This is a genomic window from Leifsonia sp. RCC_180, assembly GCF_058138205.1.
The window spans coordinates 1,267,041-1,283,228 of the sequence record NZ_CP200340.1 but is presented as its reverse complement, the minus strand read 5'-3'; the positions used below and the strand labels follow the sequence as shown (position 1 = coordinate 1,283,228).

Here is a 16,188-nt window from a genome sequence, read left to right as displayed (position 1 = left end):
TCGAGGTGCGCCGGACGGATTGCCCGGCAAAGTCAGTAGGCTTGCCTCCCCATGATCACAGAGCGGAGGCGGGAACAGCGATGCCAGATCGTCGCGACCCGGCAGCGGGTCGAACAGTTCGTCCGGAGGCGTCTGTCACGGTGACGACCGTGCTCCCCTCGGTGCTCCCGTCGGTGCGCGAAGTGCTGCGGATGGAGCCTGTGGCCGTGGCGCTCCCCGAGGTGCTGACCGGACGTGAGCGATTGGATGCGCCGGTGCGCTGGGTGCACGTGGCCGAGACCGCAGAGGCCGCGCGGCTCGGCTCCGGAGGCGAACTGCTGCTGGCGACGGGAGTCGGCTGGCCCGCCGACGAGGCGGCCCTCCGCCGGCTGGGACGGGTGCTCATCGACGCCGACGTCGCCGGTCTCGTGCTGGAGCTCGGGCCGCCGATGCCGGTGGCGCCGGCCGCCCTCGTCGAGGAGTTCGCGGCGGCAGGGTTGCCCTTCGCGGTGCTGCATCGGGAGGCGCGGTTCGTCGCCATCACGGAGGCGGTGCACTCTCGGATCATCGCCGAGCAGATGGCCGCGCTTCGGGCGCGGGACGACATCCACGCGTTATTCACCGATCTGAGCCTGCGCGGGAGCCCTGCAGACTTCATCGTGGAGCAGGCGGCGCGGGTGCTCGGCTCGCCCGTGGTGCTGGAGGACACGAGTCATCGCGTGATCGCGGCGGGCGGGCTCGCGGCGGGCGGCGAAGCGGAGCTCGCGGACTGGGAGCAGCGCTCTCGCGCAGCCCATCGTGCGGGCGGCGACGGCTGGACGATCGTGCCGGTCGAGGCGCGCGGGATGCGCTGGGGGCACCTCGTCGGGCTTGCCGGAGAACCGCATCCCGCAGGCCGGTCGAACGTGCTCGAGCAGGCGGCGGTCGCGCTGGCGCTCAGCCGGCTGTCGGACCGCGACGAGGACGAGTGGACGCGCCGCAGCCACGATGCGCTGCTCGCGGCCCTGCTCGGCCGGCGGTTCGCCGCCGAGGGAGGCGTGACCGCGCGGTTCGAGGCCGCGGGCTTCCCGATCGCCGGTCGGCCGGTGGTCGGCGTCGCCATCCGGCTCCGGTCGGGCACCCTGCCAGTGTCGGCCGCCGCACGTGCCGTGGAGGCGGCGCACGCGGGAGGCGCGGACGCGGTCGCCGGGCGGCATCCTGAACAGGCGGGGACGCTGGTCGTCGCGGTCTCCGTGCGCCCGGGCCGACGGCTGGGCGACGCCGCGTTCGAGGTGATCGCGGAGGCGGCCTCGTCCGCCCGGCTCGACGACCCCGCGTCGGTCGTCGCGATCGGGTCGGACGCTCGGGGCATCACCGGGCTGTTGTCGTCGCTGGAGGAGGCGGTCGAGCTGGCGGCCGGAGCCGCGGCCCCCGCCGAGGCCCGCCTGGGCCGCCGGCCCGTGGTGCAGCGCGTGCAGCACCGTCCGCTGCTCCGTCTGGTCAACGCCCTCGGAAGCGATCCGCGGATGCTGGAGCACACCGAGCAGATGCTGCGTCCGCTCATCGAACACGACCTCGCCACCGACGGTGACCTGATCGAGGTGCTGCGCGCCTACCTCACCCACCCCGGCAACCGGACACGCGCAGCGGCCGCGAGCCACCTGTCCCGGTCGGTGTTCTACCAGCGCATCGCCCTCATCGAGGAGCTGCTCGGGATGGACCTGGACGACGGCGAGACCGTCGCGGCGCTCCACGCCGCCGTGCTGGCGCGCGGCCGCACCTCCACCTGACACGCGTCGAGTGGTCCCGACATGCCGTTAAGGGCAGGTGCGTGACGGCATATCGGGACCAGCGGATGGGCGCGTCAGGAGTCGAAGCCGAGGCCGACGGCGTCGAGCGTGCGTAGGAAGACGTTGCGGCGGCCCGCATTGTGGTCCGCCGCGTCGAGCGACCAGCGGGTCAGGTTGATCCCGAGGGATGCTGCGGGCTCGGGCGGGAACGGGATCGGCCGCGTCCGCACCATCTCCAGCTCGGTGCGCTCAGTGGTCCGCCCGGCCAGGAGGTCCAGCATGACCTTCGCGCCGAAGTGGGTCGCCGCCACCCCGAGCCCGGTGTAGCCGGCGGCGTAGGCGACGCGTCCCTCCCGCGCCGAACCGAAGAAGGCGCAGAACCGGCTGCAGGTGTCGATCGCGCCGGCCCAGCGGTGCGTGAAGGTCAGGCCCTCCAGCTGCGGGAACGTCGTGAAGAAGTGCGCGGCGAGCCTGCGGAAGGTCGCCGGGCGGTCCTCGTATGAGGCGCGCACGCGGCCGCCGTAGTGGTAGACCGCGTCGTAGCCCCCGAAGAGGATGCGGTCGTCGGCGGTGAGCCGGTAGTAGTGGAACTGGTTGGCCGAGTCGCCGATGCCCTGCCGCCCCTCCCACCCGAGGGATGCCCGCTGGGACGCGTTGAGCGGCTCCGACATCAGCACGTAGTCGTAGACGGGCACGGTGGCCAGACGGTTCCGGCGCAGCAGGCTGGGGAAGACGTTCGTGGCGAGCGCCGTGCGCTTCGAGCGGAGGGTTCCGGTCGGCGTCTCAAGGACGGTCCCGTCGCCGATCGACTCCACGGGACTGTGCTCGAAGATCTCGACCCCCGCGTCCGCGCACGCCCGGGCCAGGGAGCGGGCGAGCTTCGCCGGGTGGACGAGCGCCGAATCCCGCCGCCGCAGCAGTCCCGCCTCGTAGGTGGGGGAGTGGACGAGGGCGCGCATCGCGTCGCCGCCGAGGAATTCCGCGTCAGGGCCTGCGGCCTCTCGCAGCCACTCCACCTGGTGCGGTTCGGTCGCGACGTCGAAGGCGCCGTTGCGCTCGAACCCGGCGTCGAGCCCGAGCTCAGCGATGGTGGACTCGATCTCGTCCAGGTTCACCATCCCGAGCCGCTGGAGTTCGTCGAACTCGCCGGGCCAGCGGGTGCGGCCGTTCTCCTCGCCGTGGGTGAGGCTGGCCTCGCAGAAGCCTCCGTTGCGTCCGGATGCCGCCCAGCCGATCCGCTTCCCCTCCAGCAGCACGACGCGGGCCGACGGGTCCTCGCGTTTCGCGAGCAGCGCCGTCCACAGGCCGGTGTACCCGCCGCCGACCACAGCCAGGTCGCAGCCGATGTCGCCGCGGAGGCGGGGGTAGTGGTCGCCGGGGGCATCCTCGGTCCAGAACACCGCCTGACGGCTCGGCGCGAGCGCGTGCCGTACGATCGCGTCGTCGGGGCGGTGCCGTTCGAACACCGTGCTGGTCCGGGAGGGGCTCACGCCCACATTCTGCCGGAAGGCGGCTCGGCCGTTCGTCGCGAAAGGCGCCGGGCTCCGGCCATTCCGTCCGGCCCGAACACCCTGAGAGGGTCCGAGGGTGCACCGAACGGCCGAACAAGTAGTGTTGGCCGCGCAGCAGGAAAGGGAGGCGGCCGTGAACCACGGAGCGGGACGCGTCACCATCGCGGGCCTGGCCGACCAGCTGGGACTGTCGAAGGCGTCGGTGTCGTACGCGCTCAACGGCCTGCCCGGTGTGAGCGACGAGACGCGCTTGCGCGTGCTGGCGCTCGCCGAAGAACTGGGATGGCATCCCAGTTCGTCCGCCCGGGCGCTCTCCCGAGCACGCTCGGACACGATCGGCATCGTGCTGCGGCGCGACCCGGGGCTCCTCGGCGCCGAGCCGTACTACATGAGCCTGCTCGCGGGGGTCGAGAGCGAGCTAGCCGAGACGGGCCAGTCGCTGCTGCTGCGGATGGTCGGCGGTGATGCCGGCCAGGAGGTCGCCGCGTACCGCCGCTGGAGTGCGGAAGCTCGGGTGGACGGCGTGATGCTGTTCGACATCACCTTCGACGACCCGCGCCCCAGGCTGCTCGAGGACCTCGGCCTCGCGTTCGTGCTGCACGGCAACCGCGAGGCGGTCGCACCGGGGAAGGTGCTGCTGTACGACGCCGCTGCGGACGCGCGGATGCTGGTAGCGCACCTCGCCTCCCTCGGCCACCGGCACGCACTCCACATCGCGGGGCCCGCCGAGTTCGAGCACGAGCAGGACCGCCGCGACTCGGTCGCCGCCGCCGGGCACGAGCTCGGCCTCGAGTTCGTGTTCGCCACCTCCGACTACTCGATGGAGGCGGGGGAGCGGGTGGCGACGGAACTGGTGCGCGACGATCCGGGGATCACGGCGGTGCTCACCTCCAACGACCTGCTCGCCCTGGGCGCACAGACGGCGCTGAACCACGCCGGGCGCGAGGATGTGGCCATCGTCAGCTGGGACGACTCCCTGCTCTGCCGGCTCGGGACGCGACCCATCACGGCCCTCGACCGCTACCCGGAGGAGCAGGGGCGGCGCTCCACCCGGCTGCTGCTCGACCAGTTGGCGGGGACGCCCGCGTTCGACCGCCGCGCGCGGCCGAGCCAGCTGGTGCCGCGCGGGACGAGCCTCCCCGCGCCCCAGCACGCGTCGCGCTGACGCGCGCTCGCACCTCGCGCCTGGCGCCTCGCGCCCCCGCCGAACCGTGACATCTCGTCACCACTCGCGTCACATTTGCACAACGACTCACGGCTCGCGGCGGCCAGGGGCCCCAGCACGCGAGGGGAGCGAGACCCACCGGTATACCCTCGGACGAGGCGAAGTCAAGGATTGACACCTGAACCGGTTAAGTTAGGCTCAGCGTGGCGCTCCCGCGCTCGGCTCTCGCACCAGAGCCGGGATCGCCCCCATCAAGAGACGAAGGAGTCACAATGAGGAAACGCGCCATCGCCGTCGCGGCAATAGCCGCTGCGGTCTCGCTCGTGGTCGCGGGCTGCAGCAGCTCGGGATCCGGAGGGTCGTCCAGCGGGGCGACCATCACCTACTGGGCCAGCAACCAGGGGACGAGCCTCGCCAATGACAAAGAGGTGCTCACTCCGGTCCTGAACGACTTCACGAAGCAGACCGGTATCAAGGTCAAGCTCGAGGTCATCGGCTGGAACGATCTGCAGACGCGCATCCAGACCGCCGTCACCTCCGGCCAAGGCCCCGACGTGCTCAACATCGGCAACACGTGGGCCGCGTCCCTCCAGGCGACGGGTGCATTCCTGCCGTTCGACGACGCCAACATGAAGGCGATCGGCGGCAGCGACAAGTTCGTGAAGACCGCTCTTGAGACCGGTGGCGTGAAGGGCAAGCCCGTCACGAGCGTCCCGCTGTACGGCCTCGCCTACGGCCTGTACTACAACAAGAAGATGTACGCGGACGCCGGCGTCCAGCCGCCGACGACGTGGGAGGAGCTGGTCGCTGCGGCGAAGAAGCTCACCACCGGCAGCCAGTACGGCTTCTCGCTCGCAGCGGGCAGCTACACCGAGAACGTGCACTTCGCGTTCATCAACTCCGCCCAGAACGGCGGCGAGTGGTTCGACAGCAAGGGCAACCCGACGTTCGACACCCAGCCGAACATCGACGGCATCAAGCGCTACCTCGACCTGATGCAGACCGACAAGGTCGTCAACACCTCCAACGCGCAGTACGACAACGGCGTCCAGGCGGTCAACGACTTCGCCACGGGCAAGGTCGCGATGATCCTCAGCCAGAACAACGCGGACTCGTCGATCGTCGCCAACGGCATGAAGAACGACCAGTACGGTGTCGTGCCGTTCCCGGCTCCGGACGGCGGTGAGAAGGTGGCCAGCCACGTCGCCGGCATCAACCTCTCGGTCTTCAAGAACACCAAGCAGAAGGATGCGGCGCTCAAGTTCGTCAAGTACATGACGAGCGAAGACACCCAGACCACGCTCGGCAAGCCGTACTCGACCCTCCCGGTGCTGAACGACGCGAAGCCCAACTTCACGGACAACGCCGAAGAGGCCGCGACGTTCCAGAAGATCTACAACGACATGTCCAAGCCGCTTCCGCTGGTGCCGGCCGAGGACCAGTTCGAGAACACGGTCGGCAAGGCGATGAACGACATGTTCGCCAAGATCGCCACCGGCAGCACCGTCTCCGACGCCGACATCAAGACGGCACTGAAGAACGCGCAGGACCAGGTCAAGCAGTCGCTCGGCGGCTGATCCGCTGATGCCCCGCTCGCCGGGCGGGACGAGGAGCCCCTGATCGGCCTTCCCGTCCCGCCCGGTGACCAGCCACACCTGTAAGGAGACTCATGTCGACGACGACAGACGTCCGCGGCCCCGCACAGACCGTGCCGGTCCCCGCAGCCCCTCCGGCGCCGAAGCGCCGCCGCCCGAAGGGATGGTGGCTGCCGTTCGTCCTGCTGGCACCGGCCATCATCTTCGAGCTGCTCATCCATGTGGTCCCGATGCTCACGGGCATCTGGATCAGCTTCCTCCAGCTCACCAAGTTCTACATCGCGAACTGGGGCGAGGCCCCGTTCGTCGGTCTCAAGAACTACGCGGTGGCCCTCGACTTCAGCGGCTCCACCGGTGCGGCTCTGCTGAGTTCGTTCTTCGTGACCGTGGGCTTCACCATCCTGGTGGTGGGCCTGTCCTGGGTGTTCGGGATGGCCGCGGCCGTCGCACTGCAGGGCCGGTTCCGGGGGCGCGCGTTCTTCCGCACCCTGTTCCTCGTGCCGTACGCGCTGCCGCTCTACGCCGGCATCATCACCTGGAAGTTCATGTTCCAGAAGGACACCGGCGCGATCAACAACTTCTTCTTCGACACCCTCGGGTTCTCGGGGGACAAGCCATTCTGGCTGATCGGCAACAACGCTTTCTGGGCGATCGTCATCGTCGCGATCTGGCGGTTGTGGCCGTTCGCGTTCCTGATGCTGATGGCCGGCCTCCAGTCGATCCCGGCCGAGGTCTACGAGGCCTCAGCGGTCGACGGGGCGAAGCCCTTCCGCCAGTGGCACGCGATCACCCTTCCCATGCTGCGGCCGGTCAACTCCGTGCTGCTGCTGGTGATGTTCCTGTGGACCTTCAACGACTTCAACACGCCGTACGTGCTGTTCGGGAGCACCGCGCAGCCGGCCTCCGGAGACCTGATCTCGTTCCACATCTACAACGCCTCGTTCCTGACCTGGAACTTCGGCTCCGGCGCCGCGATGAGCGTGCTGCTGCTGATCTTCCTGCTGATCGTCACCGGAATCTATCTGCTCGCCGTGAATCGGAGGAACCGCAATGCGTGAGACCACCTCTTCCCACGTCTTCCGGTGGGTCACCGTCGCGGTGCTGACCGTCTTCACGGTCGTCCCGCTGTGGGTCATGGTCACGTCATCCATGAAGCCGTTGTCCGAGGTGCAGGCCTCCTTCACCTGGTGGCCGCAGAACATCACCTTCCAGCCGTTCATCGACATGTGGTCGACCGTGCCATTGGCCTCGTACTTCGTGAACAGCCTCATCGTGTCGAGCGCCGCCACGCTGATCTCGCTGGTCATCGCGGTGTTCGCCGCGTACGCGGTGTCGCGCTATCGGTTCAAGGGCCGGAACGTGTTCACCACGACCGTGCTCTCGACGCAGATGTTCCCGGGCGTGCTGTTCCTGCTCCCGCTGTTCCTCATCTTCGTCAACATCAACCAGGCGACCGGCATCCAGCTGGTGGGCACCCGTTGGGGGCTCATCATCACGTACTTCACGTTCGTGCTGCCCTTCTCGATCTGGATGCTCGCCGGCTACTTCGACGGCATCCCGCGCGACCTCGACGAGGCCGCGAAGGTGGATGGCTCCGGCCCGATGGGCGCGCTCTGGCACGTCGTCCTTCCGGCGGCTCGCCCGGGACTGATCGCTGTCGCGATCTACTCGTTCATGACCAGTTGGGGAGAAGTGCTGTTCGCGTCCGTGATGACGACGGATGAGAACCGGACGCTCGCGGTCGGGTTGCAGCTGTACTCCACGCAGACGAACGTCTACTGGAACCAGATCATGGCGGCGTCGCTGGTCGTCTCCATCCCGATCGTCGTCGCGTTCCTGCTGCTGCAGCGCAACTTCGTCGCCGGTCTCACGGCCGGCGCGGTGAAGTGACGCCTGCCGCGTCCCGCTTCGCCTCCTCTTAACGCTTCTCGTTCCCTCGTGTGAAAGGCATCATGGATCGCCCCTCCCCGGTCTTGCAGGTCGACGACGCCCCGGTGGTGTGGCTCGGCGCCAACTTCTGGTCGCGCACCGGCGGCCCGCTGATGTGGACCCGCTACGACGCCGCCATCGTGCGCCAGGAGCTGCGCGTGCTCGCGGAGCACGGCCTGAACATGACGCGCTCCTTCTTCTACTGGCCGGACTTCCATCCGACGCCGGACTCGCTCGACGAGCAGTGCGTGGCCAACTTCGCCGACTTCCTCGACGCGCACGAGGAGATCGGGATGACGACGGTCCCGACGTTCCTGGTCGGACACATGTCGGGGGAGAACTGGGATCCAGCGTGGCGCGAGGGCCGCGACCTGTACCGCGACGTCTGGTTCGTCGGGCGGCAGGCCTGGTACGTGCGGGAGCTGACGGCGCGGTTCGCCGCGCATCCCGCCGTCGCCGGCTGGTTGCTCACCAACGAGGTGCCGATCTACGGCGGCGAGGCGCCGCGTCCCATCGTGGATGCGTGGGCGTCGCTGCTGGTGAACGCGGTGCGCGCGGGCGGCGGCACTCAGCCGGTCGCCGTGGGCGACGGCGCATGGGGCATCGAGACGACCGGGCACGACAACGGCTTCTCGGTGCGCGACATCGCGGAGTTCACCGACTTCATCGGCCCGCACGTGTACCGGATGGAGACCGACCAGACCCGGCAGCACCTCAAGGCGGCGTTCATCGCTGAGCTGTCGGCGACGCACGGCCTCCCGGTGATCATGGAGGAGTTCGGGCTCACCAGCGACTTCGTGTCGGATGCGGGCGCCGCAACCTACTACCGGCAGCTGCTGTACTCGACGCTGCTGGCGGGAGCGACCGGATGGATCGCGTGGAACAACACCGACTACGACGACCTCGCCGACCAGCGGCCGTACTCGCACCATCCCTTCGAGATGCACTTCGGCATCACCGACCGGAACGGCGCGCCCAAGCCTCCGCTGCGCGAGCTCGCGCGATTCGCCGCCGACCTCGCGGCGATCGATCTGCCGTCCGTGCGGCGTGCGGCGGTGGATGCGGCGCTCGTCGTGCCGTCGCACCTCGCCGAGGACTACCCCTTCACTCAGGAGGAGGAGCGCGCCCACATCGTCGTCACCGGCGAGCAGGCGTACGTCGCGGCTCATGAGGCGCACATCCCCGTCGCCGTCGTGCGGGAGAAGCGGGACGGCGGGCTACCGACCGGATACGGCCTGTACCTGCTTCCCTCGGTCAAGCAGCTGTGCGCGACCTCGTGGGAGCAGCTGGTCTCGCTCGCAGGCGGCGGGGCGACCATATATGCGTCGTACTCGCACGGAACGAGCGGCGTGCAGCGCGGGCCCTGGTGGGCACACACCGAGGAGCTGTTCGGGGTGCGGATGGACAGCGCGTACGGGCTTGCTGCGCCGGTCACGGACGACACCGTGGTCCTGCGGTTCACGGAGTCGTTCGGGCCGCTCGGCGCGGGCACCGAACTGACCTTCGCGGCCGCAGGCAACGAGAACGGGCGCACCTATCTGCCGGTGCGGCCGACCTCGGGACGTGTCGTCGCGGTGGATGCGCACGGGCGGCCCGCCCTCGTCGTCAACGAGCACGGGGCGGGGCGCGCGGTGCTGTGCACGTATCCCCTCGAGTTCTTCGCCTCCGCACAGGCGCGGGTGAACCCCGAACAGACCTGGCGGCTGTACGACGCGCTGGCCGGGGTGGCGGATGTCGAGCGCGACGTGCGGCTGGAGGACCCCCGGGTGTTCAGCGACGAGCTGGTGCACGAGGACGGCCGCCGCTTCGTCTTCTTCGTCTCGCAGCACGAGAGCCCGGTGACCGTTACGCCGTCGGTGGCGGGCGAACTCCGCACGCTCGACGGCGAGCCGGCGCCCGACGTCCCGCTGAACCCCTACGGCGTAGCCGTCCGCCTCCTCACCCAGGACTGACCGTGCCCCGTCCAGCCATCGTTTCCTCACAAAGTACGGCTCCCAGCGGCGTGTCGGCCGCATTTTGTGAGGAGGCGATTGCTGCGGGTCAGGGGTGGGCGGCGAGGTACTGCTTCAGGACGGTGCCGTGGTCGAGTTCGGGGTCGCGCGCGCCGACGAGGAGGGTGACGGTGGGATGCTCGCGGCCGATGTCTCGCAGTTGCGCCACGGCGGGGTTGGCGTCGAGCTCCTTGTCGTAGCGGATGCGGAACTCATCGAACACTTCGCCCTCCACGGCCGGGTCGTTGTGGAACCAGCGGCGGAGCTCGGTCGAGGGTGCCACCTCCTTGAGCCACAGATCGAGGGCGGCGCGCTCCTTGCTGATGCCGCGCGGCCAGAGCCGGTCGACGAGCACCCGGTAGCCGTCCTCGGGCGCGGCCGGGTCGTAGATGCGCTTCACGATGAACACGGATGCCTCCTCGGCTCGTTCGCGCCGTCGTCGGCGGCGTGGGACCAGTGTGACCCCGGGGTCAGCCCGCGGCCAGCAGGGCGTCGGTCTCGGCGGCCGTCGGTGCGGTCGCCGGTCCCTTCCGGGTGACGGCGATGGCCGCGGCGGCAGCGGCTCGGCGGGCGGCATCCATGGGCAGGGCGCCACGCGTGAGGGCCGCGGCCAGGACGCCGCCGAAGGCGTCGCCCGCGCCTGTCGTATCGACGGCTTTGACGGGAAAAGCCGGGATGTGCGCCGGAGCCGGATCGCCGGTGGCGACCCAGCATCCCGAGGCCCCGTCCCTGACCACGGCGACACCGCCGTCCCGCAGCATCCCGCGCAGTGCGCCCGCCGCAGGGGCGGGATGCGCGTGGGCGCGCAGGATCCGCGCCTCCCGGGCGTTGGCGGTGAGCACGTCGGTCCGCCGCAGCATGGCCTCGAGCAGCTCCGAGTCGAGCGAGCCGACCAGGGGAGACGGGTCGAACACGACCCGGGTCTCCGGCCCGAGGTCGGCCAGCCACCCCGTGACCGCCGGGCCGGAGCCGGGGTGCGCGAGGCTGTACCCGGAGGCGTAGACGACGTCACCGGGATGCGGCTGGACCGCATCCAGGTCGGCGCGGCTCAGCATCCCCTCGGCGCCGGGCGCGGTGACGAAGGTGCGTTCGGCTCCGGCGTCGACCAGCACCACGCAGTACCCGTTGTCGACGGTCTCCAGCGGCGGGTTCGACACCGTGATGCCTTCGCGCCACAGCGCCTCGGCGACGGCCTCGCCGAACGGGCCGGTGCCGGAGCGCCCGGCGAAGACAACCTCGGCGCCGTCGCGAGCCGCCGCAGCCATCACGTTGAAGCCACCGCCGGCCGTCATCCCTGCAGACGACGCAAGGACGTCGCCGCCGTGCTCGGGCAGCGCATCCACGGTCAGGAGGAGGTCGACGACGACCGTCCCGGTGAAGATGAGGCGTCCGTCAGCCATGTCGTCTCCTCAGTTCGAGCAACCCGTCGACCAGGGGTTCCAGGTCCAGGGCGTTGACCCGGCGGATGGTGTCGAGCGCCGTGTGCGGCCAGGCGGCCGCTCCCGTCGCGCCCAGCACAGCGCCGGCCATGGCGGCGATCGTGTCGGTGTCGCCGCCGAGGGAGGCGGCGCGGCACAGGGTGTCCCAGGCGGAGTCCGGGTCGGGGTGCGCTGGCTCGCTCCCGGCCACCGTCACGGCGACCAGTGCCAGGGCCGCGACCACCGACTCCTGCGCGGCGACGGAGGTGCCGACCACCTCGGCGAGGGCGTCGTCCTGATCGCGTGGGGCGCGGTCCAGAAGGAACGGGATGGACCACTCCAGCCGCGCGGCGATGTCGCCGCCGGCGACCCAGTGTCCCCGCAGGGCGCCCTCGCGGGCTGCTGCGACGGCGACATCCAGCGCCTCTGGTGCGTCCGCGCCGTCGATTCCGGCGCTGACGGCCGCGCCAACGGCGGCCGCGCCGGCGATGCCGATGCCGGTGTTGTGGGTCAGGGCGCTCACCGCGACGACGGCGTCGACGAATCCCGTGAGCGGTTCGACGGGCACCGCGATGCCCACGGGCGTGATGCGCATGGCCGCGCCGTTCGTCGCGCCGAACCGTCCGGCCTCCTCGGGTGGCATGCCATCTTGCAGCCGTTGGAGGGCGGCGCGGGTGCTCGGGCCGAGAAGGTCGAGCGAACCGCGCGCCTCCATCGCCCGCTCCCAGGTCAGCAGTTCGGACGCGAGAACGGCCGGCCGCACGGTTCCGCCGCCGTCGATGAGGAGCCGCGCGACCAGCACCGCCTGCTCGGTGTCGTCGGTGATGGAGCCTGCCGGCATCCCCGCGGCGATCTGCTGGTGCGGGCCGGCGGCGACGAGTCCGCGGATGCGCCCGTGGTCGGCTTCGATCAGCCGCCGCGACATCGACTGGGTCGGCATCCCGAGGGCGTCGCCGAGCGCCAGGCCCTGAAAAGCGGCGAGGGCCCGGGTGCGTGCGGTGTCCCTCACTGCGGCGCCTGGGGTGTCTGGGGCGCCTGAGGTGACTGGGGCGCCTGAGGTGTCTGGGGCAGGCCGAGTTCTCGCAGGCGGACGTCGAGGATCAGGCGCAGGGTCGCTTCGCTCAACGGCTGGTTCGGTGGGAAGTGGATCGTTGCGCCGGTAATGGTCCCTTCCGGGAGGGTTCCGGCAAGCTCGGAGGCGGCGGGCGGGCTCATGAGCAGGAGACTGCATTCGCGTGACGTCACCGAGAGGCCGACGAGCGCCTTCCCGTTCACCCGAAAGGTCGGGACCCGGTAGCTGATCACCTGCTCTGATTCGGGAACGATCGCGGCGATCCGGTCGCGAACGGTCCGGAGGGCTGCTCCGAATGGTTCGCCGATCCGGTCCAGGTACTCCTCGACCGTGTCCGCCTCGACTCCGCGCGCCATCGCGACTCCTTCCGTCGCTGACCAGTCTGCCGTGACGGAGCGGGCCGTGGAACTCCCTCCTGCCGAAGCCCTAGTGCGCGAAGGCCGGCTCGTCGGAGGCGGAGTCGGCGGGCTTGCGCATGAAGAACGACCCGACCACCGCGAAGAGGGAGATGATCGCCCCGGCCATGAATGCGGCGCGGATGCCTCCCGCTTGGGCGGCGTCGATCCCGGCTCCACCTGCCGCGAGCGCGGTCGACTGCAGGGTGAGCACGGCGATGAGGAGTGCCGTGCCCGCTGCGCCGCCGACCTGCTGGATCGTGCCCAGGATGGCGCTGCCGTGCGAGTACAGGTGCGGAGGCACCGCCCCGAGGCCCGCAGTGAACAGCGGGGTGAACATCATCGCGAGCCCGAGACTCATCACGACATGTGCGGCGATGACCAGGCCGACCGGGGTGTGCTCGGTGACCATGGTCAGCGACCACAGCACGAGGCTGACCAGGATGGACCCCGGCACGACGAGCACGCGCGGACCGTACCGGTCGTAGAGCCGCCCAACGAACGGCGCAGCGAGCCCCATGATGAGCCCGCCGGGCAGCAGGATGAGACCGGTCGACAGCGTGTCGAGGTGCAGCACGTGCTGCAGGTACAGTGGGAGCACGATGATCACGCCGAACATCGAGGCGGTCGTGATCGCCATCAGCACGATCGAGATCGTGAAGATCGGGAACGTGAAGGTCCGCAGGTCGAGCAGGGCCCGATCCTTTCGCTGCAGGAGCAGCTGACGCAGGATGAAGGCGGCGAGGCCGACGACGCCGACCGTCAGGGAGCCCCACAGCATCAGTGGGCTCGCGGACGCCCCGCCGGATTCGCCCGAGAGCGTCAGCCCGTAGACCAGCCCGCCGAATCCGAACGCCGACAGGATCACGGAGAGCGTGTCGATCTTCACCTTCTGGGTCTCGGTGACGTTCTCGACGAAGCGCATCCCGATCAGCAGCATCGCGAGCGCGATGGGCAGGACGATCAGGAAGATCCAGCGCCAGTCCAGGAAGTTGAGGATGAGCCCGCCGATCGCCGGGCCGATGGCCGGTGCGACCGAGATGACGATCGAGACGTTGCCCATCGTGCGCCCGCGCATCGCCGGCGGCACGAGCGTCATGAGGGTGGTCATCAGCAGTGGGATCATGATGGCCGTGCCGGACGCCTGGACGACGCGCGCCGCGACGAGCACGAGGAACCCGGGCGCGAGGGCCGCGGACAGCGTGCCGAGCGAGAACAGCGCCAAGGCGGCGATGAACATCTGCCGCGTGGTGAACCGCTGCAGCAGGATGCCGGTGATCGGGATGACGACCGCCATGGTCAGCATGAAGGCCGTCGACAGCCACTGCGCCGCGAGGGCGTCGACGTGGAGGTCGTCCATCAGCTTCGGGATGGCGACCGCCATGATCGTCTCATTGAGGATCACGACGAACGTGGCGGCCAGGAGCAGCCAGATCACACGCTGGTCGCGCGGCGCGATGCGCGGCTCAGCGGCGGATTGCCGCAGGGCTTCTCCGGCGTCGATCGACGGCACAGGTGAGGTCTTCTCAGTCACCGGTCCAACCTATCGAGAGGCACCGACATCGTGGGTGTCGTCCGTGTGAACTGTGGAGAAGTTCGCTGTCCGCAGAAGCGGGGAATAGAACAACAAATGCAACCGGGGGGTTGCACTACAACGTGGTCATGTGCAACTCTGGGGTTGCGCAGGAGCGCGAAATCCCGTTGAGAGGAAGCACCATGACCGAGAACCCGGCGTCGATCGTCGACAACGAGGCGCTCACCGTGCGCCGCACCATCCACATCGCCGCACCGATCGAGAAGGTGTGGTCGGCCGTGACCGAGCCCGAGCACATCTCCCGCTGGTTCGGCAGCACTGTCCTCGACGGGTCGGGCCCTGGCGCACGCGGAACGATGACCTTCGAGGGTTACGGCGCCATCCCGATCCTGGTCGAGGATGTGGAGGCGCCGCAGCGCGTGTCGTATCGCTGGGGCGAGGTCGAATCGTCGACCGTCTTCACCTTCACCCTCGCCCCCATGGGGGACGGGACGCAGCTCACGGTCGTCGAGACCGGCTTCGAGCGGGCGAAGGACCCTGCGGCCGAGCTGGCCGACCACGCCACCGGCTGGGTCTCGGAGCTCGACAAGCTGGTCGCCCTCCTGGAGACCAGCGCCGTGGGGGCGACCGGCAGCGGCGCATGACCACCGACACGCTGGTCCCTGTGTTCGCCGCGCTCGGCGACGACACCCGCTGGTCCATCCTGGAGGCGCTCGGCGAGGGTGAGGCGTCCGCGTCCGCCTTGGCGGAGCGCCTCCCGGTGAGCCGGCAGGCCATCGCCAAGCACCTGGTCGTGCTGCAGGCGGTCGGGCTGGTGGAGACGGTCCGCGTCGGCCGTGAGGTGCGGTACCGGGTGCTCGGCTCCGAGCTCAGTGCGACAGCGCAGCGACTGGACAGCATCGGCGCCGAGTGGGACCGCCGTCTGGTCGCGATCAAGCAGATCGCCGAGACCCTCTGAACCTTGGAGTGAGCACGGGAGGCGTCCCGCTCATGAGGCCCACATCGGGACTCGCCGTGCCTCAGCGACCGAGCCCCACCCGGTCGACACGACGGTGGTAGCGCATCCCCGCGATGCCGCCCAGGATGGCGCCGCCGAGGCTGACGATCGCGACGACGATCGCCGTGATGATGCCCGTGACGGTCACCGACCCTTCATTGAGAGGGATGCGCGGGAAGCTGTTCAGGTTGCCCAGGATGTTGTACTGGCTGCCGAGAATCAGGCTCAGCACCGCCACCACCACCGCGATGATGACGGCCCACAGCCAGACGGCGATGCCTTGCTACGCTCCGTCGAACCGCGCCATCCGGCCGGCGACGTAGCCGCCGCAGTAGTACGCGACGAACAGGATGACGGCGAGCGCGATGGCGCCGACGATCCCGACGGTGGAGGCGTTGGCGTTGGCCTGGTCGACGGCGTTGTCGGCACTGCCGCCCGCTGCGCCGAGGCCGACGGCGGCGCCGGCCGCCGCGACGACCGCGGTCAGCAGGACCGCGTTGCCGGTGGCGGTCAGCCAGCCGAAGAAGGCCGAACCGAACTTCATGCCGCCGAACTCGCTCTTCTCGCGCTCGATCACGTCGTTGCGGAGGGTGTGGCTGCGGTCGACGGGAACAGCGGCTCCGTCGGCGTCGTGGTCGTAGGCGGCTTCGCCGGGCTGCCGGTGCTCCGGCGGTGGTGTCGGGTCGGTCATGGCGTCCTCTTCCCTGTGTCCCGCCTTCAGCGGGGTGCGGTCAGTTGAGAGGGACGCTAGGCGGCGCCGAGAGGCGGGCACAGGCGGTTGATTTCCTAGACGGGCGAGAGGATGCTTGCCGCACTCGGTGCCGCGGTGTCTT

16 protein-coding genes are annotated in these 16,188 nt (G+C 69.8%); 8 read left to right on the top strand and 8 right to left on the bottom strand.

The window, feature by feature from the left end:
- Positions 1 to 140 precede the first annotated feature (140 nt).
- Positions 141 to 1,748 carry a PucR family transcriptional regulator gene (locus tag AB7E03_RS06300; RefSeq protein WP_489940282.1) on the top strand — a complete coding sequence of 536 codons (1,608 nt, stop codon included), beginning with the start codon at positions 141 to 143 and terminating at the stop codon, positions 1,746 to 1,748.
- A 74-nt stretch (positions 1,749 to 1,822) separates the two neighbouring features.
- Here the strand turns inward: AB7E03_RS06300 and AB7E03_RS06295 are convergent, their stop codons facing one another.
- Positions 1,823 to 3,238, bottom strand: coding sequence for an NAD(P)/FAD-dependent oxidoreductase (locus AB7E03_RS06295; protein ID WP_489940280.1), 1,416 nt, complete (start codon positions 3,236 to 3,238; stop codon positions 1,823 to 1,825).
- Between the two features lie 154 nt (positions 3,239 to 3,392).
- Between AB7E03_RS06295 and AB7E03_RS06290 the strand changes: the two genes are divergently transcribed.
- The 5 genes from AB7E03_RS06290 (at position 3,393) to AB7E03_RS06270 (ending at position 9,900) form a co-directional block, all read left to right on the top strand.
- Positions 3,393 to 4,424, top strand: coding sequence for a LacI family DNA-binding transcriptional regulator (locus AB7E03_RS06290; protein WP_489940278.1), 1,032 nt, complete (start codon positions 3,393 to 3,395; stop codon positions 4,422 to 4,424).
- 272 nt (positions 4,425 to 4,696) lie between these two features.
- A complete protein-coding gene (locus AB7E03_RS06285) occupies positions 4,697 to 6,001 on the top strand; it encodes an ABC transporter substrate-binding protein (protein ID WP_489940276.1) in 1,305 nt (434 codons plus the stop codon).
- A gap of 92 nt (positions 6,002 to 6,093) precedes the next feature.
- The gene (locus AB7E03_RS06280; protein WP_489940274.1) at positions 6,094 to 7,077 is read left to right on the top strand and encodes a carbohydrate ABC transporter permease; all 984 of its coding nucleotides are present in this window, start codon (positions 6,094 to 6,096) and stop codon (positions 7,075 to 7,077) included.
- Complete coding sequence (locus tag AB7E03_RS06275; RefSeq protein ID WP_489940272.1) at positions 7,070 to 7,909, top strand: carbohydrate ABC transporter permease; 840 nt, start codon at positions 7,070 to 7,072, stop codon at positions 7,907 to 7,909. The genes AB7E03_RS06280 and AB7E03_RS06275 overlap by 8 nt, the downstream gene beginning before the upstream one ends.
- Positions 7,910 to 7,971: 62 nt before the next feature.
- Positions 7,972 to 9,900, top strand: coding sequence for a glycoside hydrolase 5 family protein (locus AB7E03_RS06270; RefSeq protein ID WP_489940270.1), 1,929 nt, complete (start codon positions 7,972 to 7,974; stop codon positions 9,898 to 9,900).
- Between the two features lie 88 nt (positions 9,901 to 9,988).
- On the opposite strand, the gene AB7E03_RS06265 is transcribed toward AB7E03_RS06270, so the two are convergent.
- The 5 genes from AB7E03_RS06265 to AB7E03_RS06245 all read right to left on the bottom strand — a co-directional run bounded on the left by AB7E03_RS06265 (position 9,989) and on the right by AB7E03_RS06245 (position 14,337).
- Entirely contained in the window at positions 9,989 to 10,348 is a 360-nt protein-coding gene (locus AB7E03_RS06265; protein WP_489940268.1) for a DUF488 domain-containing protein, read from the bottom strand.
- Between the two features lie 61 nt (positions 10,349 to 10,409).
- The gene (locus tag AB7E03_RS06260; RefSeq protein ID WP_489940266.1) at positions 10,410 to 11,339 is read right to left on the bottom strand and encodes a PfkB family carbohydrate kinase; all 930 of its coding nucleotides are present in this window, start codon (positions 11,337 to 11,339) and stop codon (positions 10,410 to 10,412) included.
- Positions 11,332 to 12,366 (bottom strand): ADP-ribosylglycohydrolase family protein, encoded by a 1,035-nt coding sequence (locus AB7E03_RS06255; RefSeq protein ID WP_489940264.1) that lies wholly within the window; start codon positions 12,364 to 12,366, stop codon positions 11,332 to 11,334. Before AB7E03_RS06255 ends, AB7E03_RS06260 begins: the two co-directional genes overlap by 8 nt.
- Positions 12,363 to 12,785, bottom strand: coding sequence for an iron chaperone (locus AB7E03_RS06250; RefSeq protein WP_489940262.1), 423 nt, complete (start codon positions 12,783 to 12,785; stop codon positions 12,363 to 12,365). The genes AB7E03_RS06255 and AB7E03_RS06250 overlap by 4 nt, the downstream gene beginning before the upstream one ends.
- A gap of 70 nt (positions 12,786 to 12,855) precedes the next feature.
- On the bottom strand, positions 12,856 to 14,337 hold the full coding sequence (locus tag AB7E03_RS06245; RefSeq protein ID WP_489942871.1) for an MDR family MFS transporter: 1,482 nt from the start codon (positions 14,335 to 14,337) through the stop codon (positions 12,856 to 12,858).
- Between the two features lie 203 nt (positions 14,338 to 14,540).
- Here AB7E03_RS06245 and AB7E03_RS06240 point away from each other — a divergent pair, with 203 nt between their 5' ends.
- Together AB7E03_RS06240 and AB7E03_RS06235 are read left to right on the top strand one after the other, a co-directional pair.
- Positions 14,541 to 15,002: an SRPBCC domain-containing protein gene (locus AB7E03_RS06240; protein WP_489940260.1), complete on the top strand. Its 462-nt coding sequence runs from the start codon at positions 14,541 to 14,543 to the stop codon at positions 15,000 to 15,002.
- Positions 14,999 to 15,316, top strand: coding sequence for an ArsR/SmtB family transcription factor (locus AB7E03_RS06235; protein WP_489940258.1), 318 nt, complete (start codon positions 14,999 to 15,001; stop codon positions 15,314 to 15,316). The genes AB7E03_RS06240 and AB7E03_RS06235 overlap by 4 nt, the downstream gene beginning before the upstream one ends.
- A gap of 61 nt (positions 15,317 to 15,377) precedes the next feature.
- Here AB7E03_RS06235 and AB7E03_RS06230 read toward each other — a convergent pair whose 3' ends face one another.
- Both AB7E03_RS06230 and AB7E03_RS06225 read right to left on the bottom strand, forming a co-directional pair.
- Positions 15,378 to 15,596, bottom strand: a complete 219-nt coding sequence (locus AB7E03_RS06230) for a hypothetical protein (RefSeq protein WP_489940256.1) — start codon at positions 15,594 to 15,596, stop codon at positions 15,378 to 15,380.
- 42 nt (positions 15,597 to 15,638) lie between these two features.
- Positions 15,639 to 16,046 carry a hypothetical protein gene (locus AB7E03_RS06225; RefSeq protein WP_489940254.1) on the bottom strand — a complete coding sequence of 136 codons (408 nt, stop codon included), beginning with the start codon at positions 16,044 to 16,046 and terminating at the stop codon, positions 15,639 to 15,641.
- Between the last annotated feature and the right edge of the window lie 142 nt (positions 16,047 to 16,188).